We start from the raw sequence: 21,047 nt of genomic DNA, 5'->3' as shown, positions 1-21,047 counted from the left end.
CTTTAACCGTCGATTTGACTTGGCGGCTATGCTGCCGCGTTTGCTGCGCGCCGCCTGTCTCACCCAGCCGCAGCCTTTGAAGTTTCTTCGTTGGTCTGAGGCAGGTAGCTAATCAGGTATTTTTATACCTAAATTTGGCGCTGTATTGCTCGGCGCGGTAGCCACGACCAGGGCGAAATCCGCGCCAATCTGGTGCGCTTATCTGGCCTTGTTCGCGCGAATTCAGATACTTTTATCGATGTAATAAGGGTTTTTACTAGACTTCTATCGCATCAAAGTACAAGAACTAGCGCTTTGGGTATTGTTGTTTGCACAGGCGCACTCCTACGATAGCGGCACCGATCAAGTGCATCGCATGTGCTTGCGGAATTCGTCTAAAACCTCAGGAGACACTCCATGAAATTGAAATACTGCGCTGCCCTCGTCACCGCGATGTTTGCTTCTGCCAGCGCATTTGCTGCCACCGAATTGGTCATTGCCACCGTCAACAACGGCCACATGATCGAAATGCAAAAGCTGACCAAGCACTTTGAAGCCGCCAACCCCGGCATCACCGTCAAGTGGGTCACGATGGAAGAAGCCGTGCTGCGCCAGCGCGTCACCACCGACATCGCCACCAAAGGCGGCCAGTTCGACATCATGACCATCGGCCTGTACGAAGCCCCCATCTGGTCCAAAAAAGGCTGGCTGGCTCCCATCAACACCGATGCTGCCTACGACATCGACGACATGCTGCCCGCCATCCGTAACGGCCTGACCATGGACGGCAAGCTGTACGCGGCTCCGTTCTACGGCGAAAGCTCGATGACCATGTACCGTGCCGACCTGGTCAAGGCCGCCGGCCTGACCATGCCTGCCAACCCCACCTGGGCGGAAATGGCCAACATCGTGGCCAAGATCAACGACCCGGCCAAGGGCATCTATGGCCTGTGCCTGCGCGGCAAACCAGGCTGGGGCGACAACATGGCCTTCCTGAGCACCATGGTCAACACCTACGGCGGCCAGTGGTTTGACATGGCCTGGAAGCCCCAAATCGAGACCAAGCCCTGGAAAGATGCCATCACCCAGTACGTCGATCTGATGAAGAAGTACGGCCCTCCCGGCGCTTCGGCCAACAGCTTCAACGAAAACCTGGCCCTGATGAACGAAGGCAAGTGCGGCGTGTGGATCGATGCGACCATTGCCGCATCGTTCGTGAGCGACCCCAAGCAGTCCAAAGTGGCCGACAAGATGGCTTTCACCCAAGCCCCGGTGGCCGTAACCCCCAAGGGTTCCAACTGGCTGTGGTCGTGGAACCTGGCCGTGCCTGCATCGAGCAAGAAGCCTGCTGAAGCACAGAAGTTCATCGCCTGGGCAACCTCCAAAGAGTACGTGAACCTGGTGGCCAAAGAGCTGGGCTGGAACGCAGTGCCCACCGGCACCCGCAAGTCCACCTACGCCAACCCCGAGTTCCAGAAAGTGGCCAAGTTCGCCGTCGAAGAGCTCAAGGCCATCAACAGCGCCAACCCCAACGACAGCACTTTGCCCAAGTCGCCGTATGTGGGCGTGCAGTACGCTGCCATTCCTGAGTTCCAGGCCATCGGTATCGCTGTGGGCCAGCAAATGAGCTCCGCTCTGGCTGGCAAGGTCACCATCGACGCAGCTTTGAAAACCTCGCAAACGGCTGCCGAGCGCGAAATGACCAAGGGCGGTTACTACAAGAAGTAAAGCTCTGACCGGGTGCGTGGATGGGTAGCGGCCCCGGCGGCTGCCCACCCCTGCCCCATGGACCGGCTTGCGCTGTGTACGCCTGGCGGAGTGGTTGGCTGATGCATGTCAGACCCGGCCACTTCGTTCCGCTGGACCGCAGGTAACCCGAAAAATGGGCTTCAACCATGGCTCCCCTGCTGGGGGCCAGGGCTGCGGGCTCGCTCTTGAAAGCTACACACCATGAGTCGATTCCTTCCCCGTGCACTGATGGCGCCCTCCATCATCACGCTATTTTTGTGGATGATTGTTCCACTGGTGATGACGCTGTATTTCTCCGTCATCCACTACAACCTGATGCAGCCCGACGTTACCGGTTTCGTGGGCTTAGAGAATTTCCGTTACTTCATGACCGACCCGGACTTCTGGCCGTCGGTGCTGCACACCCTGCAATTGCTGGGCTCGGTCGTCGTGATCACCGTGGTGCTGGGCATTGGCCTGGCGGTACTGGTGAACGAGCCGTTCCCGGGCCAGGGCATCGTGCGCGTGCTGCTGATCTCGCCCTTCTTCGTTATGCCCACCGTCAACGCACTGCTGTGGAAGCACATGATGATGAACCCGATTTACGGGGTCATGGCGCATGTCTGGCAGTTCTTTGGCCTCACGCCCATCGACTGGATGACCGACTTCCCGCTGCTGTCGGTGATCATCATGCTGTCGTGGCAATGGCTGCCGTTTGCCTGCCTGATCTTCATCACCTCGCTGCAGTCGCTGGACCGCGAGCAGATGGATGCCGCCGGTATGGACGGTGCCACCGGCCTGGACAAGTTCTACTACCTCGTGCTGCCCCACATGGGCCGCTCGATTGCGGTGGTGGTGATGATCGAAATGATTTTCTTGCTGAGCGTGTTTGCCGAAATCTTCACCACCACCGGTGGCGGCCCCGGCAACGACAGCACCAACCTGGCTTTCTTGATCTTCAAGCAGGCGCTGATGAACTTTGACGTGGGTGTGGCCTCGGCCGGTGCTTTGTTTGCGGTCATTTTGGCCAACATCGCCTCGTTCTTCCTGGTCAAGCTTGTCGGCAAGAACCTGGACTGAAGGGGACCCTACCATGATGAAAAAAGTACCATTTCCGCTGTGGCGCACCGTGTTTGCCTGGGGCATCGCGCTGTTCCTGTTCTTCCCGCTGTTCTGGGTCGGCATCACCGCGTTCAAGACCGAGGGCCAGGCCATCGCCGGGCACCTGTTCTTCTCGCCCACGCTGCACAGTTTTGCCGAAGTGCAAGAGCGCAGCAACTACCTGCTGTTTGCCAAGAACTCGCTGATCACCAGCCTGGGCTCCACCATTCTGGGCATCTTGATTGCCGTGCCAGCCGCCTACTCGATGGCCTTTTTCCCCACCAAGAAGACCCGCGACATCCTGCTGTGGATGCTGTCGACCAAGATGATGCCCGCCGTGGGTGCCCTGGTGCCGGTGTACGTGATGGCGCAGACCGCCGGCATGCTGGACTCGCTGACCGCCCTGGTCATCGTGTTCACCCTGTCCAATCTGCCCATCATGGTGTGGATGCTGTTCAGCGCCTTCAAGGAAGTCCCCAAGGACATTCTGGAAGCCGTGCGCCTGGACGGTGCCACCGTGTGGGAAGAGTTCCAGCACGTGATCCTGCCACTCACCATGGGCGGCATTGCGTCCACCGGTCTGCTGTGCCTGGTGCTGTCGTGGAACGAAGCCTTCTGGGCCTTGAACCTGACCTCGGCCAACGCCGGTACGCTGGCCTCGCTGATCGCCTCGTACTCCAGCCCTGAGGGCCTGTTCTGGGCCAAGCTGTCGGCCGCTTCGCTGATGGCCATCGGACCCATCATTGTGTTTGGCTGGTTCAGCCAGAAACAACTGGTGCAAGGTCTCACTTTTGGTGCCGTCAAGTAACTGTTCCACCGTCCGGGGCGTGTGCCCCGGGCTGTAACCCCATTCAAGGATTCCATCATGTCTTTTCTGCAACTCCGTGGTGTTGAAAAATTCTTTGGCGAGCACCGCGCCATCAAGGGTGTCAACCTCGACATCAACAAAAACGAATTCATCGTCTTCGTCGGCCCGTCCGGCTGCGGCAAGTCCACCCTGCTGCGCATGATTGCCGGGCTGGAAACCACCGACGGTGGCACGCTGCATGTCGATGGCAAGGACATCACCCACCTGCCGTCCTCGCAGCGCGAGCTGGCCATGGTGTTCCAGAGCTACGCCCTGTACCCGCACATGACGGTGTTCGACAACATGTCGTTCGCCCTCAAGCTGGCCAAGGTGGCCCCGGACGAGATCAAGAAAAAGGTCGAAGCCGCGGCCGAGAAGCTCAACCTCACCGCCTACCTCAAGCGCACCCCCAAGGAGCTCTCCGGTGGCCAGCGCCAGCGCGTCGCCATTGGCCGCGCCATCGTGCGCGCACCCAAGATCTTCTTGTTCGACGAACCCCTGTCCAACCTGGACGCCGCCCTGCGTGGCCAGACCCGTGTCGAGATCCACAAGCTGCACCGTGCCCTGGGTGTCACCACCATCTACGTGACCCACGACCAGGTGGAAGCCATGACCCTGGCCGACCGCGTGGTGGTGCTGCGCGACGGTGCCATCGAGCAAGTGGGCGCACCGCTGGAGCTGTACGACAAGCCCGCCAACCAGTTCGTGGCGCAGTTCATCGGCATGCCGTCGATGAACATCGTCAAGGCCGCCCAGCTGTCGCAGTTTGGCGCACTGGCAGGCCAGGCCGCAGGCCGTGTCCCCAAGGACGGCCTGATCGGCGTGCGCCCCGAGGGTGTGCGCGTATTGCCCGTGGGCAGCGCCGGTGTACCCGGCAAGGTAGAGTTGATCGAAGCCCTGGGGGCCGACACCCTGATCCACGTGGACGTGATGGGCACGCAGATGATCTCGCGCCAGGCCGAGCGCACCAGCCTGCAGATCGGCGACCCGGTGACGCTGGAGTTCGACCTGAACACCCTGCATTGCTTTGACAGCGCGGGCCGCATGGTCGCTCTCGCCTAAGGAGCTGCCCAGAATGTCTGCTACCAACTACGTCATGCTGCACCTGGGCGTGGGCTCGTTCCACCGCGCCCACCAGGCGGTCTACATGCACAAGCTGCGCGCCAGCGGCGACACACAGTGGTCGCTGGCCGGGGGCAATACCCGCCCCGACATGGTTGACACCATGGTGGCCCTGGCCGCCCAGGGCGGTGCGTACACGCTGGAAACCGTCACCCCTACCGACGAGCGCAGCTACGAGCGCATCGAGTCCATCCGCCAGATCGTGCCCTACGCGCCCGACTTGGCCGGGTTGATCCAGGTAGGGTCCGATGCCCACACCCGCATCATCTCGTTCACCGTCACCGAAGCCGGTTATTACCTGGATGCCAACGACCAGCTCGACCTGGGTTCTGCCGACCTGGCCGCCGACCTGGAGCGCGCCAAAAAAGGCCAGCCCGGTAGCTGCATCTACGCCGCACTTACCGCCATCCTGCGCGCGCGCATGGCCAGCGGCGGCGGCAAGGTCACCCTGCTGAACTGCGATAACCTGCGCCACAACGGCGACCGTGTGCGCAAGGGTCTGCTGTCCTTCATCCAGCTGGTGGGCGACACCGCCTTGCACGCCTGGGTGCTGGCCAACACTACCTGCCCCAACGCCATGGTGGACCGCATTACGCCGCGCCCCGCGCCTGAGCTGCGGGGCCGCGTATTGGCCGCCACCGGCTGGGACGACGGAGCCGCCATCATGGGCGAATCCTTCATCCAGTGGGTTATCGAAGACAACTTCTGCAATGGCCGCCCCGCCTGGGAAGCCGTGGGCGTGCAAATGGTGGACTCGGTGGCGGCGTTTGAAGAAGCCAAGATCCGCCTGCTCAACGCCACCCACAGCTGCATCGCCTGGGCCGGAACGCTGGCGGGCTACACCTACATCCACGAAGGCACGCACGACGCACGTATCCGCAAGATGGCTTTTGATTACGTCACCTCCGACGTGATCCCCTGCCTGGATACGCCCGAGCACCCCTGCCCGCTGGACCTGGCTGCCTACCGCGATGTGGTGCTGGATCGCTTTGGCAACGCCGCCATTCTGGACACCAACCAGCGCGTGGCGGCAGACGGCTTCTCCAAGATGCCCGGCTTCATCGCCCCCACGGTGCGCGAGTGCCTGGCCCAGGGCCGCAGCATCGACGCGGTGGCCGTGCTGCCCGCGCTGTTCCTGGCGTTTCTGCAGCGCTGGCACCGGGGTGAGCTGTCGTATGCCTACCAAGACCAGGCGATGGACCCGGCCGTGGCGCATGCCATGTGCGATGCCTCCGACCCGGTCGTGGCGCTGGCGGGCAACGTCTCGTTCTGGGCCGAGCTGGCAGGCGACCCGCGCCTGGTGGCTGCGCTGCACAAGGCCAGCGCCCAGGTGCAGCAGTTCATGTTGAAAGTTTGAGCGGGCTGACCCCCCACCGTCCCTGCCTGAACAGGGATGGTGGTACTGTCAGCGGTTCACAAGGAGATCACCATGGCCAGCGTTCGACAACGTGACCGCGAACCCGAGCTGGAACACGACCTGGGCCGCCATTTGACACTGGGCTACGAGCCGCTGGAAATGCCCGGCAGTCTGCGCTATCTGGAGCACGGCATCCCTACGCCGCTGGTGCGCTGGCACCAGCACGAAGAGTGTGAGTTGCACCTCATCGTCGAAACCCGGGGCAAGCTGTTTGTGGGCGACTACATCGGCCACTTCGAGCCCGGCAACCTGGTGCTTACCGGTCCGCGCCTGCCGCACAACTGGATCAGCAGCGACGGCTCCGACGAAGTGGTCCACCTGCGTGACATGGTGCTGCAGTTTTCCGAAACCCCACTGCGCCAGGCCGGGGCCGAAGTGGGCGAGCTGCACAGCGTGCTGCCCCTGCTGGAGCGCGCCCGCCACGGCATTGAGTTCTTTGACATGAGCGATGTCGCCCGCGACGCGCTGGTGCGCATCAAGGCCAGCCACGGCATGGCCCGGTACGGCGAATTTTTGATTCTGCTGGACCAACTGGCCCGCTGCACCGACTACCGCCTGCTGTCCACGGTGCAGATGCAAAGCTTTGACGACGATGCCTCGCTGGCGCAGATCAGCGGCGTGGTCAGCTACCTCACCGAGCACAGTGCCGACCAGTTCACCATGGCCGAGGTGGCGGCCCGCGTCAACATGACCGAGAGCCAGTTCTCCCGCTACTTCCGCCGCGCCACCGGCAACACCTTTACCGACTTTGTGAACCGCCTGCGCATCAACCGCGCCTGCCAGTTGCTGATGGAAACCGACCGCTACATCAACAACGTCTGTTACGACGTGGGCTTCAACAATGTGGCCAATTTCAACCGCCGCTTCATGCAGATCAAAGGCATGACCCCCAAAGACTTCCGCCGCCAGGCCGAAGCCCGTTTCGGCAATAAAAATTGAAAAGAACCCCATGTATTTAGGACTCGACCTCGGCACCTCCGAACTCAAAGCCCTGCTGCTGGCCGACGACCACCGTGTGGTGGCCGTCGCGCATGCGCAGCTCACCGTGCAGCAGCCCCAGCCCCTGTGGTCCGAACAAGACCCGCACAGTTGGTGGCGCGCGCTGGAATCGGTGATGGACCAGCTGGCCGCCAGCCACCGCTCCGATCTGTCCGCCGTGCGCGCCATCGGCCTGTCGGGCCAGATGCACGGCGCGGTGCTGCTGGACGCGCAAGACAAGGTGCTGCGCCCTGCCATTCTGTGGAACGATGGCCGCAGCGGCGCGGCCTGCGTGGCCCTGACCGAAGCCGTGCCCGAGGTGGCCGCCATCACCGGCAACCTGGCCATGCCCGGCTTCACCGCGCCCAAGCTGTGGTGGCTGCGTGAGCACGAGCCCGAGATATTCAACCAAACCGCCCGCGTGCTGCTGCCCAAAGACTATTTGCGCCTGCTGCTCACCGGCGAGGCCGTGACCGACTGCTCCGATGCCTCCGGCACGCTGTGGCTGGACGTGGGTGCGCGCGCCTGGTCGCCCAAGCTGCTGGCGGCTTGTGGACTGAGTGCATCGCATATGCCCCGCGTGGTCGAAGGCAGCGAGGCCTCCGCCGGTTTGTCTGTCAACATTGCCACGCGCTGGGGCCTGCGTGCGGGTCTGCCTGTCGCCGGTGGCGGGGGCGACAACGCCGCCAGCGCCGTGGGCATGGGCGTGGTGTCGCCAGGGCAGGGCTTTGTGTCGCTGGGCACCTCGGGCGTGGTGTTTTTGGCCACCGACAGCTTCCGGCCCAACCCGGCGCAGGCGGTGCACGCCTTTTGCCATGCGCTGCCGAACCGCTGGCACCAGATGTCGGTGATGCTGTCCGCCGCCAGTGCGGTGAGCTGGGCCACCAAGCTGCTGCGCTATGACAACGAGGCCGCGCTGCTGGCCGCAGCCGCCCAGGTATCGCCCAGCGCCCGCGCCAACGCACCGTTGTTTTTGCCCTACCTGTCGGGAGAGCGCTCGCCGCACAACAACCCCAACGCCCAGGGCGTGCTGTTCGGCCTGACCCACAGCCACGACACGGCGGCTATCGCCTATGCCGTGGTGGAGGGCGTGAACTTCGGCCTGTGCGATGGCTGGCGCACCCTGGCCACCGACCAACCGATTGGCGCGCTGTCGGTGGTGGGCGGCGGTGCGCGCAGCGCCTGGTGGTCACAAGAGCTGGCCAACACCCTGGGCGTGCCCCTGGTCACGCAAGAGGGCGGTGCCACCGGCGGTGCCCTGGGTGCGGCGCGTCTGGCCTGGCTGGCCGATGGCGGCGTGGAAGCCGATGTCTGCCTCAGCCCGCCCGTGGCCCAACGCTTCGAGCCGGTGGCGCAGCCCGCCGCCGAGGCCGTGCGCTACCAGCGCTTTGGTGCGCTGTACCAGGCGCTGCGGGGTAGTTTTTAGAATTTAAGTCTTTTAAGCCTGCAGCGCTTATTCCATAAGCGTGAGCAGCTACTGAAACAATAGCGACTGCAGGCTGGGCCACAATCGCGCATGCCCACGCCTCTCCCCCGCGATCCTGCATGGCAGGTGCTGCACCTCCACCCCACGGCTCCCGCCAAACCGGCGGTAGGTGCGCCCTGCAACGGCTGCGGCGTGTGTTGCCTGTCGGCTCCGTGCCCGCTGGGGATCGTATTGAGCGGTCGCCGCACCGGGGCGTGTGCGGCTTTGCGTTGGAGCGGCGCGCAGGACCGCTATGTGTGCGGTGCCATCGCCCAGCCTGCCGAGGTGCTGGGGCCACGCTGGCGCTGGGCGGCTCCGCTGTTGGGCCGCTGGGCACGGCGCTGGGTGGCGGCGGGGATGGGCTGCGATTCCACGCTGGAAGTGCAGCCACCGGGGGATTAGCCTGCGTTTTGCAGCGCCAGGCCCGCGTGCTCGCGCAGCGGGTGGAAGTGGATCTTCGGGAAGCGCTCTTGCGCCAGCCGCACGTCGTAGGGCGAGGTGCACAGGTAGGCCAGGGTTTCGGCGGCATCATTGGCCATGCGCATCGGGTAGGCATCGGTGAAGGCGCGCAGCTCGGCGGGGGTGTCGGCAGTGATCCAGCGCGCACCGGTGTACTGGCAGCCTTCCAGCCGCACGTCGGCATCGTATTCCGACTTCAGGCGGTGCTGCACCACTTCAAACTGCAACTGGCCCACGGCACCCAGCAGCATCGGCCCACCCACATTGGGGCGGAACACCTGGATGGCACCTTCTTCGCCCAGCTGGGCCAGGCCCTGCTGCAACTGCTTGGTGCGCAGCGGGTTCTTCAAAATCACCGTCATGAACAGCTCGGGCGCAAAGAAGGGCAGGCCGGTGAACTGCAGGCTGGCACCGTCGGTAATCGTGTCGCCCAACTGCACGCCGCCGTGGGTGGTGAAGCCGATGATGTCGCCCGCATAGGCCTCGTCCACCGCTTCACGGCGCTGGCTCAAAAAGGTCACCACGCTGGTGGGGCGCAGCTCTTTGGCGGTGCGCTGCACACGCAGCTTCATGCCGGGCGTGTACTTGCCCGAGGCCATGCGCACAAAGGCGATGCGGTCGCGGTGCGCCGGGTCCATATTGGCCTGCACCTTGAACACCACACCGGCAAAGGCCTTGTCTTCGGGCTGGATTTCTTTCACCACCGGCTGGCGGTTCACCAGCGTGGTGCTGGTGCGCGGCTGGGGCGGCGGGGCCAGATCGACCAGCGCGTCCAGCACTTCCATCACCCCGAAGTTGTTCACCCCGGAGCCAAAGAACACGGGGGTTTGCTTGCCGGCCAAAAAGGCCTCCAGGTCCCAGGCGGGGGAGGCCCCGGCGGCCAGTTCCATGCTTTGCTCGGCGGATTCAAATTCGGCCCCAAAACGCTTGAGCAGCTCGGTGCGGTTGTCCAGGGCGATGGTCTCGAACTCTTGCGGCAGGCGTTCCTTGCCCGAGTCGAACACCGTCATGGTTTGGGTGCGCAGGTTCATGATGCCGCCAAAGCTCTTGCCCTGGCCTACCGGCCAGGTCATGGGCACGCAGGGCATGCCGAGTTCGCGCTCGATCTCGTCCAGGATGTCCAGCGGCTCGCGCACTTCGCGGTCCATCTTGTTGACGAAGGTGATGATGGGCGTGTCGCGCTGGCGGCAGACCTCGATCAGGCGGCGGGTTTGCGCCTCCACGCCGTTGGCCGCGTCGATCACCATCAGGGCCGAATCCACCGCGGTCAGCACCCGGTAGGTGTCTTCGCTGAAGTCTTTGTGGCCGGGCGTGTCGAGCAGGTTGATCACGTGGTCGCGGTACAGCATCTGCATGACCGACGAGGCCACCGAGATGCCGCGCTGCTTCTCGATCTCCATCCAGTCGCTGGTGGCGTGGCGGGTGGCCTTGCGCGCCTTCACCGATCCTGCTATCTGGATCGCGCCCGAGAACAGCAGCAGCTTCTCGGTCAGCGTGGTTTTACCCGCATCCGGGTGGGAAATGATCGCAAACGTGCGGCGGCGGCGGGTTTCGGAGGCGTAAGACAAGGTGGTTTCCAGAGCAAAACGGGGCGCTGCCGGGTGGGCAGGCAACCCGCGATTTTAACCAGGGCCGCCAAAATGGGCTGGATGCCATCGGCATCCCTCGCAAGTTGGCACACTGTTTGCATCTCGACTTGGATACAAGATGGGATGTTTCAACATGGTGCAAGCCCCAACGCAAAACAGCGGTAGTGCCGCAGCCGCTTGGTTGTCGCGCAGTGCGGCCCCAATTTCGGGCGCAGCGCAGGGCACCCTGACGGGGTTGCGTTTCGCGGTCAAGGACAACATCGACGTGCTGGGCCTGCCCACCACCGCGGCCTGCCCGGCGTTTGCCTATGACCCCAGCGCCCATGCCAGCGTGGTGCACCAGCTGCTGCAAGCCGGTGCGTCGCTGCTGGGCAAGACCAATCTGGACCAGTTTGCCTGCGGCCTGAACGGCACGCGCTCGCCCTATGGCGCGGTGCCCAATGCGTTCAACACCGACTACGTGTCGGGCGGCTCCAGCTCGGGTTCGGCCTATGTGGTGGCCACCGGGCAGGTGGACTTTGCGCTGGGCACCGACACCGCCGGCTCGGGCCGCGTGCCCGCCGGGCTGAACAACATCGTCGGCATCAAGCCGTCCAAGGGTCTGGTCAGCGCCCGGGGGCTGGTGCCTGCCGCGCAAAGCGTGGACTGCGTGTCCATCTTCGCCCGTTGCGTGGGCACCGCTGCCCAGGTGCTGCAGGCGGCCATGGGCTACGACCCGCTGGACCCGTTTTCGCGCTCTTTGACTTTGGCCAGCAGCCCGTTCCCTGCGCAATTCCGCTTCGGGGTGCCCGACACATTGGCCTTTTTTGGTGACACCGCAGCCGAAGCGGCTTTCCAGCAGGCGATTTATCAACTGCGCGCCCTGGGCGGCACGCCCGTCACCATCGCCTACGCTCCGCTGGCCGCCGCCGCCGCGCTGCTGTATGACAGCGCGCTGGTGGCCGAGCGTTATGCCGCCGTGCGCGGCTTCTTCGACGCGCACGAGGCCGAGGTCATCGAGCCGGTGCGCAGCATCCTGGCCAGCGGGCGGAGCTACAGCGCCGCCGATCTGGTCGATGCCCAGCTGCGTTTGCGGGCCTACGGCCAGCAGGCCGCCGCCATGTGGGGTGGCATCGACGTGCTGCTGGTGCCCACCGCGCCCACGCACTACGCCATTGCGCAGATGCAGGCCGACCCGGTGGTGCTCAACCGCAACCTGGGTGCCTACACCAACTTCGTCAACCTGCTGGATTACGCCGCCATTTCCGTGCCCAGCAGCCTGCGCGCCGACGGCCTGCCGTTTGGCATCACGCTGATCGGCCCCTGCGGCAGCGACTGGCAACTGGCCGAGCTAGGCCAGCGTTACCACCACACCAGCGGCATGCTGCAGGGCGCGCTGGATCTGCCGTTGCCTGCGCCGGTGGCGCTACCCGGCCTCCACCCGCAGGCGGTCGTCAAGGTGGCCGTGGTGGGTGCGCACCTGTCCGGCATGCCTTTGAACAGCCAGTTGACCGAACGCCAGGCCCGCCTGGTCGCCAGCACCCTCACCGCGCCGGATTACCAGCTATTTGCCTTGCCCGGCACCGTGCCGCCCAAGCCCGGTTTGCTGCGCGTCGCGCCCGGCCACGGCACCGCTATTGCCGTCGAGGTGTGGGAGATGCCGGTGGCCCACTACGGCTCCTTTGTGGCGCTGATTCCGGCCCCGCTGGGCATAGGCACGCTGGTGCTGGCCGATGGCAACAGCGTGCAGGGCTTCATTTGCGAGCCGCAGGCGCTGGCGGGGGCGCGGGACATCAGCCACTGGGGCGGATGGCGCGCGTATGTCCAAGGGGAGTTGCAGAAATGACCGAACACGAACTGGAAACCTATGTGGATGCAGCGGCAGCGGCTCTCGGCCTGGAACTGGGCACATCGCGCCCCGGCGTGCTGCGCTACTTTGCGCTGGCCTCGGGTTTTGCCGACCTGGTGAATGCCGCTCCGCTGACCGTCCACGACGAATCGCCCATGGCCTTCATTCCCGTGTCACCCAGGAGCAAGCCATGACCGCCGACTGGTGGCAGCAAGACGCAGCCAGCATGGCCCGCGCCGTGGCGGCCCGCGAGGTGACGGCCACGCAACTGGTGCAGGCCTGCCTGGACCGCATCGCGGCCACCGACAGCCGCGTCAACGCCTTCACCGACGTGGTGCAAGCCCGTGCCCTGCAGCGTGCGGCGCAGATCGACGCGGGCCTGGCAGAAGGCAGCCAGCCCACTCTACCCCTGCTGGGCGTGCCCTTTGCGGTGAAGAACCTGTTCGATATCGCCGGGCTGCGCACGCTGGCGGGCTCCAAGATCGAGCGCGACAGCGCCCCCGCCACGGCCGACGGCCTGCTGGTGCAGCGCATGGAAGCGGCAGGGGCCATCCTGGTCGGCGCGCTGAACATGGACGAATACGCCTACGGCTTCACCACCGAAAACACCCACGAAGGGGCCTGCCACAACCCGCACGATCTGGCCCGCACGGCAGGCGGCTCCTCGGGCGGCTCGGGCGCGGCGGTGGCGGCGGGGCAGGTGCCGCTGGCGCTGGGCTCAGACACCAATGGCTCCATCCGCGTGCCCTCGTCAATGTGCGGCGTGTTTGGCCTCAAGCCCACGTTTGGGCGCTTGCCGCGCACCGGCAGCTTTCCGTTTGTCACCAGCCTGGACCACCTGGGGCCGTTTGCCCGCAGCGTGCGCGACCTGGCCCTGGCCTATGACGCGATGCAAGGATTTGAAGAAAACAGCCCGTTCGTGGACGCTGGATGCGCACAACGTGCTACAGAAACGGTAGTGAACGAGCTGGACCTGGGCATTACCGGCCTGCGCATTGGCGTGCTGGGTGGTTACTTCCACCATAACGCCTTGCCCCCCGCCCGCGCCGCCGTGGCCGCTGTGGCGCAGGCACTGGGCGCGCACGACACGGTGGAACTGCCCTGGGTGGAGGCGGGCCGGGCCGCCGCGTTTCTGCTCACCAATTCCGAAAGCGCGGCCTTGCACCTGGACAACCTGCGCAGCCGCCCGCAAGACTTTGAACCCCTGTCGCGCGACCGCTTTCTGGCTGGTGCGCTGATCCCCGCCGCCTGGGTGGCCCGCGCCCAGCGGGTGCGCCGCCGCTATGCCCAGGCTGCGGCCCAGGTGTTTGAAAGCTACGACCTGCTGCTCACCCCCGCCACGCCTTGCGCCGCCACGCCCTTGGGCACCGAGCGGCTGGACCTGAATGGTCGCGACCTGCCGCTGCGCCCCAACATTGGCGTGCTGACGCAGCCCATCTCCTGCATCGGCCTGCCGGTGTGCGCCGTGCCGGTGTGGGGCATGGACCCGCAGCTGCCGCATCTGCCCATCGGCGTGCAGGTGATTGCCGCACCGTGGCGCGAAGACCTGGTGCTGCGTGCCGCCGCCGTGCTGGAGGCCACGGGCGTGTGCCGCGCCCCGGTCGCAAACCTCTGAAGGAAGCCCATGGACTACGCCATCAACCTGCCCGACGTATTGGCCGAAGTGCAGGCCGTATTCGACCGTTACGAAGATGCCCTGGTGCACAACCGGGTGGAGGTGCTGGACGCACTGTTCTGGGACAGCCCGCACACCTTGCGCTATGGCGGCACCGAGAACCTGTACGGTTTTGAGGCTATCCAGGCCTTCCGCGCGGGCCGTCCGGCCCAGGGCCAGCAACGGCGTTTGCTCAAGACCGTCATCACCACCTACGGCCACGACTTCGCCACCGCCAATGTGGAGTTTTTGCGCGATGGCGGTACCCGCACGGGCCGCCAAAGCCAGACCTGGCTGCGCATGCCCGCAGGCTGGAAAGTGGTGGCTGCGCACGTCAGTCTGCTGGAGTAGCGCCTAGGCACACATTTTGCATCCTCTCTTGTATCCAAGAAGGATTCTGTTTTACGCACCGTTTTGATCCAACCCCACGCTTTCACCACCGAAAGGACTGCCATGACCACCTTCAACCGCCGCGACTCCCTGAAAACCATCGCCGCCCTGGGCGCTGCCAGCACGCTGGGTGGTCTGGGCAGTTTGGCCCGGGCGCAGACACCGCTGACCATCGGCGTGATCTACGTCGGCCCGCGTGACGACTACGGCTACAACCAGTCGCAGGCAGCGGCAGCGGCCGAGGCCAAGAAGCTGCCCGGCATCAAGGTGGTGGAAGAAGAGAACGTACCCGAAACCTCCGCCGTGCAAAAAACCATGACCGGCATGATCGCGCAAGACGGTGCCAAGCTGCTGTTCCCCACCTCGTATGGCTACTTCGACCCCCATGTCTTGGCGCTGGCCGCCAAGTACCCCGACGTGCGCTTTTCGCACTGCGGCGGCATGTGGACCGAGGGCAAGCACCCCAAGAACGTGGGCAGCTTTTTTGGCTACATCGACGAATGCCAGTTCCTGAACGGTGTGATCGCCGGGCACATGAGCAAGAGCGGCAAGATCGCCTTTGTGGCGGCCAAGCCCATCCCGCAGGTGCTGCGCAATATCAACGCCTTCACCCTGGGTGCGCGCTCGGTCAAGCCTGGCATTACCTGCAGCGTGATCTTCACCGGCGACTGGTCCATGGCCGTGAAGGAAGCCGAGGCCACCAACAGCCTGGCCGACCAGGGCTGCGACGTGTTCACCATGCACGTGGACGGCCCCAAGGTCATCGTAGAGACCGCCGCCAAGCGCGGCAAGATGGTCTGCGGCTACCACGCCAGCCAGGCCAAGCTGGCCCCCAATGCCTACCTCACCGGTGCCGAGTGGAACTGGTTCACCGCCTACAAAACCGCCATCGACGCGGCCCAGTCCGGCAAGCCGCACCCCAACTTCCTGCGCGGCGGCCTGAAAGACGGCTATGTGAAAACCTCGCCCTACGGTGCCATGGTGACCGATGCGGCCAAGAAGCAGGCCGACGGCACCAAGGCGCAGATGCTGGCAGACAAGTTCGACATCTTCAAGGGCCCGCTGAAGGACAACAAGGGCAAGGAGGTCATCGCCGCAGGCAAGGTCTTCAAGCAGACCGATCCGGTGCTGGAGGGCATGAATTACCTGGTTGAAGGTGTGCAAGGCAGTTTCTAAGCCACGGCCATGAAAGACATTCTGCTGCCGACCTCGGCCATCGCGCTGGCGCTGCTGCTGTTCGGTGTGTTCGTCTGGTTCGCCGGGGTCAACCCCGCGGACATGTGGCTGACCCTGTTCAAGGGCGCGTTCGGCGACTGGTTTTCGTGGCAAAACACGCTGCAGCGCTCGGCACCGCTGATGCTCACGGCCCTGTGCGTGGCGCTGCCTGCGCGGGCCGGGCTGGTCATCATCGGCGGGGAGGGCGCTTTGGTGCTGGGCGGCCTGGCCGCTGCTGCGCTGCCCAGCCTGTTGCCGCTGCCTGCCAATGTGGCGGGCACGGTGCTGGTGTGCGCAGCGGGCGCGCTGGCCGGGGCGCTGTGGATCATGCTGGCAGGTTGGCTGCGGCAGGCGCGCGGCATCAACGAGACCATCAGCAGCCTGCTGCTGGCCTACATCGCCATCGGCATCTTCAAGCACCTGGTGGAGGGCCTGTTGCGCGACCCCGCCAGCCTGAACAAACCCGCCACCCATTCGCTGCCCGAGGGCATGCTGATCACCGGCATTGCGGGCTCGGACGTGCACTGGGGCCTGGTGCTGGGCGTGCTGGCCTGCGTGGCCCTGGGGCTGTGGTTGCGCTGGACGGCATCGGGCTTCTCGATCCGGGTGGTGGGCGGCAACCCGCGTGCAGCCCAACTGGTGGGCCTGCCCGCCACGCAACTGATCTTGACGGCCTGCGCCCTGGGCGGTGCCGGTGCCGGGCTGGCCGGGGCGGTGGAAGTCGCCGCCGTGCACACCAACGCCAACGCCTCGCTGATCTCGGGCTACGGCTACGCGGGCATTCTGGTGTCCTTTATCGCCCGGCACAACCCGGTGGCCATCGTGCCGGTGGCTATTTTGTTCGGCGGTTTTGGTGCCGCAGGCAGCCTGTTGCAGCGCCGCCTGGGCTTGCCAGACGCGTCGGTGATGGTGCTGCAAGGCATCGCCTTTGTGCTGATCCTGGCCAGCGAAGCGCTGCGCGACGTGGACTGGAAAACGGTGTTTGCCAAGATGCGTAAACCGGTGGAGGCTGTATGACTGCAGACCAATGGGTAGCGCTTTTCGCCGGAATTATTGGCGGTGCCTTGCGCGTGGGCACGCCGTTCTTGTTCGTGAGCCTGGGCGAATGCCTCACCGAGAAATCCGGCCGCATCAACCTGGGGCTGGAGGGCGTTCTGGTGCTGTCGGCCATGACGGCTTTTGGCGGTGCTTACCTCACCGGTTCGCCCTGGCTGGGTGTGCTGGCCGGGGCCCTGGCGGGGGCGCTGCTGGCCACCTTGCATGGCGTGCTGTGCTCGCTGCCACGCGTCAATGATGTGGCCACCGGCATTGCGCTGATGCTGCTGGGCACGGGGTTGGCCTTCTACCTGGGCAAGCCTTTGATCCAGCCCCAGGCACCGCAGATTCCGGCCATCGCCCTGGGCGGTTGGAGCGACTCCACGGTGGTGCAGGCAGCCTTGCAGATCAACGCGCTGCTGCCCATCGGCATCGCCTTGGCCGTTGCGATGTGGTGGGCGTTTGCGCGCACCCGCTGGGGCTTGCTGGTGCGGTTGGCGGGCGACTCGGCCAATGCCACGCGGGCGCTGGGCTATTCAGTGTCGGGCATCCGCGTCGCGGCCACGGCAGCGGGCGGTTTTATGGCGGGTTTGGGCGGTGCATCGCTCACCTTGTTTTACCCCGGCAGCTGGAACGAAGGCATCTCCAGCGGCCAGGGACTGATCGCGGTGGCGCTGGTGATTTTTGCGCGCTGGAGCCCCTTGCGCTGCGTGGGCGCGGCCCTGCTGTTTGGCGGTGCGGGGGCGATTGGCCCGGCCATGCAGTCGGTGGGCGTAGGTTGGGGCTACCACCTGTTTAACACTGTGCCCTATGTGCTGACGCTGGTGATTTTGGTACTGACTTGCAAGCCTGGTAGCGTGGCCGTGGGCAGCCCGGGTGAACTGTCTTCGGTGCGTTGAGATGGACGTGCTTTCTTTGATGCAACGCTGTTATGGGCATTCGGGGCGGGCTCGCGACGACGGCGTGCTCTGCTCCGCGAATGTCCCCCGCCCGGCCTATGGCCGAGGCTCCTCCTTTATTTCGCTGCGCAGAGCACACCATCGCCGCGAGCCAATAGCGCGGTGGTTGGTCGACAGGCATGGCACGGCGTGCCCTGTGTTGAGGGTATCGGGTGCCTCCCGCAGCGAAATAAAGGAGGAGGCGAAGCCGGGGGACATTCGCGGAGGGAGGTGCCCGGTGCCCTCGGCCCGTTCACTGAACACCAGTCTCCCGAACGCATGCGAGAACTCGACATGACATCACTTTTCGTGCAAGCCAACCCCTACGCCTGGCCGTACAACGGCGAGCTGCGGCCTGACAACACAGCTCTCATCGTCATCGACATGCAGACCGACTTCTGCGGTGTGGGTGGGTATGTGGACGTGATGGGCTACGACATCGCCCTGACCCGCGCGCCCATCGCCCCCATCGCCGCCGTGCTGGCCCGGCTGCGGTCCTTGGGCTTTCACATCATCCACACCCGCGAAGGGCACCGGCACGACTTGGCCGACCTGCCCGCCAACAAGCGCTGGCGCTCGCGGCAGATTGGTGCGGGCGGTGTCGGCATTGGCGACCCCGGCCCCTGCGGGCGCATCCTGGTGCGCGGCGAACCCGGCTGGGAGATCATCCCCGAGTTGGCCCCGCTGCCCGGCGAGGTGGTGATCGACAAGCCCGGCAAGGGCTCGTTCTACGCTACCGACCTGGACATGGTGCTGCGCCTGCGCGGCGTGCAGAACCTGATCCTGGCGGGCATCACCACCGACGTGTGTGTACACACCACCATGCGCGATGCCAACGACCGGGGTTACGAGTGCCTGCTGCTGTCTGACTGCACGGCGGCCACCGACCCGGCCAACCACCAGGCGGCGCTGAACATGGTGACCATGCAGGGTGGCGTGTTCGGTGCGCACGCCACGTCTGCGGCGCTGCTGGCCGTTGTCTAACCCCAAGGAACCCCATGGCCCCCGACACCACCCCCATCGGCGCGCTTCCCGCAGGCACCGGCGCGCTGGCGCTGGACACCTACTTGCTGACCAAGCGCTTCGGCAGCTTCACCGCCATGGACAGCGTCACCATGCGGGTCGAACCCGGCACGGTGCACGCCCTGCTGGGCGAAAACGGCGCGGGCAAAAGCACCCTGGTGAAATGCGTGGCGGGCTTCCAGCGCGCGGAAGAGGGCAGCATCCTGATCGACGGGCGCGAGCAGGACATTGCCAACCCCATCGTGGCGCGCAGCCTGGGCATCGGCATGGTCTACCAGCACTTCACGCTGGCACCGGGCATGACGGTGGCCGAGAATCTGCTGCTGGCCGGTGGCACCCTGCCCGCGGTGATCGACTGGACCGCCAAGCGCGCCGAGCTCAAGGCCTTTCTGGCCACCACGCCATTCAGTCTGGACCTGGATGCCCGCCCCGCCGAGCTGGCGGCGGGAGAGAAGCAAAAGCTGGAGTTGTTGAAGCAGTTGTACCTGAAACCCCGCCTGTTGATCCTGGACGAACCCACTTCGGTGCTCACTCCGCAAGAGGCCGACGAGGTGCTGGGCCACGTGCGTGCCTTCGCCCAGAGCGGCCAGTGCAGTGTGCTCATCATCACCCACAAGTTCCGCGAGGTGCTGGCCTACGCCGACGGCGTGACCGTGTTGCGCCGGGGCAAGGCGGTGCACCACGACCGGGTGGCGGGTGCTGCGCCGCAGGAACTCACCCGCACCCTGGCCCAGGCGATGATGGGCGAAAGTTCTGAACAAAATACGGCCTCCACGCTCAATGGACCAGCACAACGCGCTACACAAAGTGCAGCAAACGAGGGCCCCATCGCTCTGCTGGTCGACAACCTGCAAGCCCAGGGCGACCGGGGTACGCTGGCCCTGCACGGCCTGAGTCTGCAGGTGCGCAAGGGCGAAGTCCTGGGCGTGGCCGGGGTCTCGGGCAACGGCCAGCGCGAGCTGGTGGAGGCGCTGGTGGGCCAACGCGCCCGCTTGGGGGGCAGGGTGGAGGTGATGGGCGAGCACTACGCCGCCCGCCGCGCCGACAACCGCCGCCTCAAGGTGCGCAGCCTGCCCGAAGAGCCCTTGCGCAATGCCTGCGTGGGCGATCTATCGGTGGCTGAGAACATGGCGCTGCGCGACTTCGACCAGCCGCCGCTGAACGTCGGCGGCCTGCTGCGCTTTTCCACTTGGCGCAACCGGGCACGTGACTGGATCAAAGAGTACGGCGTGAAGACGCAGGGCGAGGGCGCGCCCATCCGCAGCCTGTCGGGTGGCAACGTGCAGCGCGCCGTGCTGGCCCGCGAGCTGGCGGGCGAGATCAATGTGCTGATTGCGGCCAACCCGGTGTTCGGCCTGGACTTTGCCGCCGTGGCCGAAATCCACAGCCGCATTTTGGGCGTGCGGGACCGTGGTGGCGCGGTGCTGCTGATCAGCGAAGACCTGGACGAGCTGCTGGAGCTGGCCGACCGCATCGTGGTCATGAGCGAAGGCCGCATCGTGTTTGAAACCCCCGCCGCCACCGCCGAGCGCCACGTATTAGGCGCACATATGGGCGGCGGCCATGACCACCACCAGGAGGCTGCATGAACATCCCTGCACAACCGTTCGACTACCCGCTGAACCTGCCCCATGCCGCCCTGGTCATCATCGACATGCAGCGTGACTTTATCGAGCCCGGCGGCTTTGGCGACACCCTGGGCAACAACGTGGCCCTGCTGGAGGCCATCGTGCCCGCCTGCCAGACCCTGCTGGCGGCCTGGCGCACGGCAGGCGGCCTGGTGGTGCACACCCGCGAGGCGCACCGGCCCGACCTGTCCGACTGCCCCCCGGCCAAGCGCAATCGGGGCAACCCGGCGCTGCGCATTGGCGACGTGGGCGCGATGGGCCGCATCCTGGTGGCGGGCGAGCCGGGCAACCAGATCATCCCGGCGCTGGCCCCGGTGGCGGGCGAGATCGTCATTAACAAGCCCGGCAAAGGTGCGTTCTACGCCACCGGCCTGCACGAGATGCTGCTGGGGCGCGGCATCCAGCAGCTGCTGTTCATGGGCGTGACCACCGAGGTCTGCGTGCAGACCAGCATGCGCGAGGCCAACGACCGGGGCTATGACGGCCTGTTGCTGGAAGACTGCACCGAGAGCTACTTCCCGCAGTTCAAGGCCGCCACGCTGGAGATGGTGCGCGCCCAGGGCGGCATCGTCGGCTGGACGGCACCCAGCACGGCGGTCTTACGGGCATTGGCCGCCCTGTGAAAGCCGCTGGGCTGCAACTGATAAAGTT

At 65.2% G+C, this 21,047-nt stretch carries 19 protein-coding genes; 18 read left to right on the top strand and 1 reads right to left on the bottom strand.

Annotated elements, in window-relative coordinates; translation table 11 throughout:
• Positions 1-396: 396 nt before the first annotated feature.
• The 8 genes from AC097O_RS13860 (at position 397) to AC097O_RS13825 (ending at position 9,039) form a co-directional block, all read left to right on the top strand.
• Positions 397-1,707 (top strand): ABC transporter substrate-binding protein, encoded by a 1,311-nt coding sequence (locus AC097O_RS13860; protein ID WP_479593383.1) that lies wholly within the window; start codon positions 397-399, stop codon positions 1,705-1,707.
• A gap of 222 nt (positions 1,708-1,929) precedes the next feature.
• Complete coding sequence (locus AC097O_RS13855) at positions 1,930-2,787, top strand: sugar ABC transporter permease (RefSeq protein WP_315209131.1); 858 nt, start codon at positions 1,930-1,932, stop codon at positions 2,785-2,787.
• 16 nt (positions 2,788-2,803) lie between these two features.
• Entirely contained in the window at positions 2,804-3,616 is an 813-nt protein-coding gene (locus tag AC097O_RS13850) for a carbohydrate ABC transporter permease (RefSeq protein WP_479593382.1), read from the top strand.
• A 57-nt stretch (positions 3,617-3,673) separates the two neighbouring features.
• Positions 3,674-4,717, top strand: a complete 1,044-nt coding sequence (locus tag AC097O_RS13845; RefSeq protein WP_479593381.1) for an ABC transporter ATP-binding protein — start codon at positions 3,674-3,676, stop codon at positions 4,715-4,717.
• 13 nt (positions 4,718-4,730) lie between these two features.
• Positions 4,731-6,134 carry a D-arabinitol 4-dehydrogenase gene (gene dalD, locus AC097O_RS13840; RefSeq protein ID WP_479593380.1) on the top strand — a complete coding sequence of 468 codons (1,404 nt, stop codon included), beginning with the start codon at positions 4,731-4,733 and terminating at the stop codon, positions 6,132-6,134.
• A gap of 72 nt (positions 6,135-6,206) precedes the next feature.
• Positions 6,207-7,133: an AraC family transcriptional regulator gene (locus AC097O_RS13835; RefSeq protein WP_479593379.1), complete on the top strand. Its 927-nt coding sequence runs from the start codon at positions 6,207-6,209 to the stop codon at positions 7,131-7,133.
• A 10-nt stretch (positions 7,134-7,143) separates the two neighbouring features.
• On the top strand, positions 7,144-8,598 hold the full coding sequence (gene xylB / locus AC097O_RS13830) for a xylulokinase (protein WP_479593378.1): 1,455 nt from the start codon (positions 7,144-7,146) through the stop codon (positions 8,596-8,598).
• 90 nt (positions 8,599-8,688) lie between these two features.
• Entirely contained in the window at positions 8,689-9,039 is a 351-nt protein-coding gene (locus tag AC097O_RS13825) for a hypothetical protein (RefSeq protein ID WP_479593377.1), read from the top strand.
• Here AC097O_RS13825 and AC097O_RS13820 read toward each other — a convergent pair.
• Positions 9,036-10,664: a peptide chain release factor 3 gene (locus AC097O_RS13820; RefSeq protein WP_315226597.1), complete on the bottom strand. Its 1,629-nt coding sequence runs from the start codon at positions 10,662-10,664 to the stop codon at positions 9,036-9,038. The two genes, AC097O_RS13825 and AC097O_RS13820, sit on opposite strands and share 4 nt — an antisense overlap.
• 154 nt (positions 10,665-10,818) lie before the next feature.
• Between AC097O_RS13820 and atzF the strand changes: the two genes are divergently transcribed.
• The 10 genes from atzF to AC097O_RS13770 all read left to right on the top strand — a co-directional run bounded on the left by atzF (position 10,819) and on the right by AC097O_RS13770 (position 21,019).
• Complete coding sequence (atzF, locus tag AC097O_RS13815) at positions 10,819-12,510, top strand: allophanate hydrolase (protein WP_479593376.1); 1,692 nt, start codon at positions 10,819-10,821, stop codon at positions 12,508-12,510.
• On the top strand, positions 12,507-12,707 hold the full coding sequence (locus AC097O_RS13810) for an AtzG-like protein (protein WP_479593375.1): 201 nt from the start codon (positions 12,507-12,509) through the stop codon (positions 12,705-12,707). The genes atzF and AC097O_RS13810 overlap by 4 nt, the downstream gene beginning before the upstream one ends.
• Positions 12,704-14,128, top strand: a complete 1,425-nt coding sequence (locus AC097O_RS13805; protein WP_479593374.1) for an AtzE family amidohydrolase — start codon at positions 12,704-12,706, stop codon at positions 14,126-14,128. The genes AC097O_RS13810 and AC097O_RS13805 overlap by 4 nt, the downstream gene beginning before the upstream one ends.
• Positions 14,129-14,137: 9 nt before the next feature.
• Positions 14,138-14,518 carry an oxalurate catabolism protein HpxZ gene (gene hpxZ, locus AC097O_RS13800; protein WP_367847664.1) on the top strand — a complete coding sequence of 127 codons (381 nt, stop codon included), beginning with the start codon at positions 14,138-14,140 and terminating at the stop codon, positions 14,516-14,518.
• 102 nt (positions 14,519-14,620) lie between these two features.
• Positions 14,621-15,733, top strand: coding sequence for a BMP family ABC transporter substrate-binding protein (locus AC097O_RS13795; RefSeq protein WP_479593373.1), 1,113 nt, complete (start codon positions 14,621-14,623; stop codon positions 15,731-15,733).
• A 9-nt stretch (positions 15,734-15,742) separates the two neighbouring features.
• A complete protein-coding gene (locus tag AC097O_RS13790) occupies positions 15,743-16,789 on the top strand; it encodes an ABC transporter permease (protein WP_479593372.1) in 1,047 nt (348 codons plus the stop codon).
• A complete protein-coding gene (locus tag AC097O_RS13785; RefSeq protein ID WP_479593371.1) occupies positions 16,786-17,706 on the top strand; it encodes an ABC transporter permease in 921 nt (306 codons plus the stop codon). Before AC097O_RS13790 ends, AC097O_RS13785 begins: the two co-directional genes overlap by 4 nt.
• Positions 17,707-18,039: 333 nt before the next feature.
• Positions 18,040-18,729 (top strand): biuret amidohydrolase, encoded by a 690-nt coding sequence (biuH, locus tag AC097O_RS13780; protein ID WP_479593370.1) that lies wholly within the window; start codon positions 18,040-18,042, stop codon positions 18,727-18,729.
• 14 nt (positions 18,730-18,743) lie between these two features.
• Positions 18,744-20,357, top strand: a complete 1,614-nt coding sequence (locus AC097O_RS13775; RefSeq protein ID WP_479593369.1) for an ABC transporter ATP-binding protein — start codon at positions 18,744-18,746, stop codon at positions 20,355-20,357.
• Complete coding sequence (locus AC097O_RS13770; protein WP_479593368.1) at positions 20,354-21,019, top strand: cysteine hydrolase family protein; 666 nt, start codon at positions 20,354-20,356, stop codon at positions 21,017-21,019. Before AC097O_RS13775 ends, AC097O_RS13770 begins: the two co-directional genes overlap by 4 nt.
• Positions 21,020-21,047: the final 28 nt, after the last annotated feature.

The organism is Rhodoferax sp. LS1P39 (assembly GCF_056521425.1).
The sequence above is the reverse complement of the archived record's forward strand: the minus strand, read 5'-3'. Positions and strand labels throughout refer to the sequence as shown.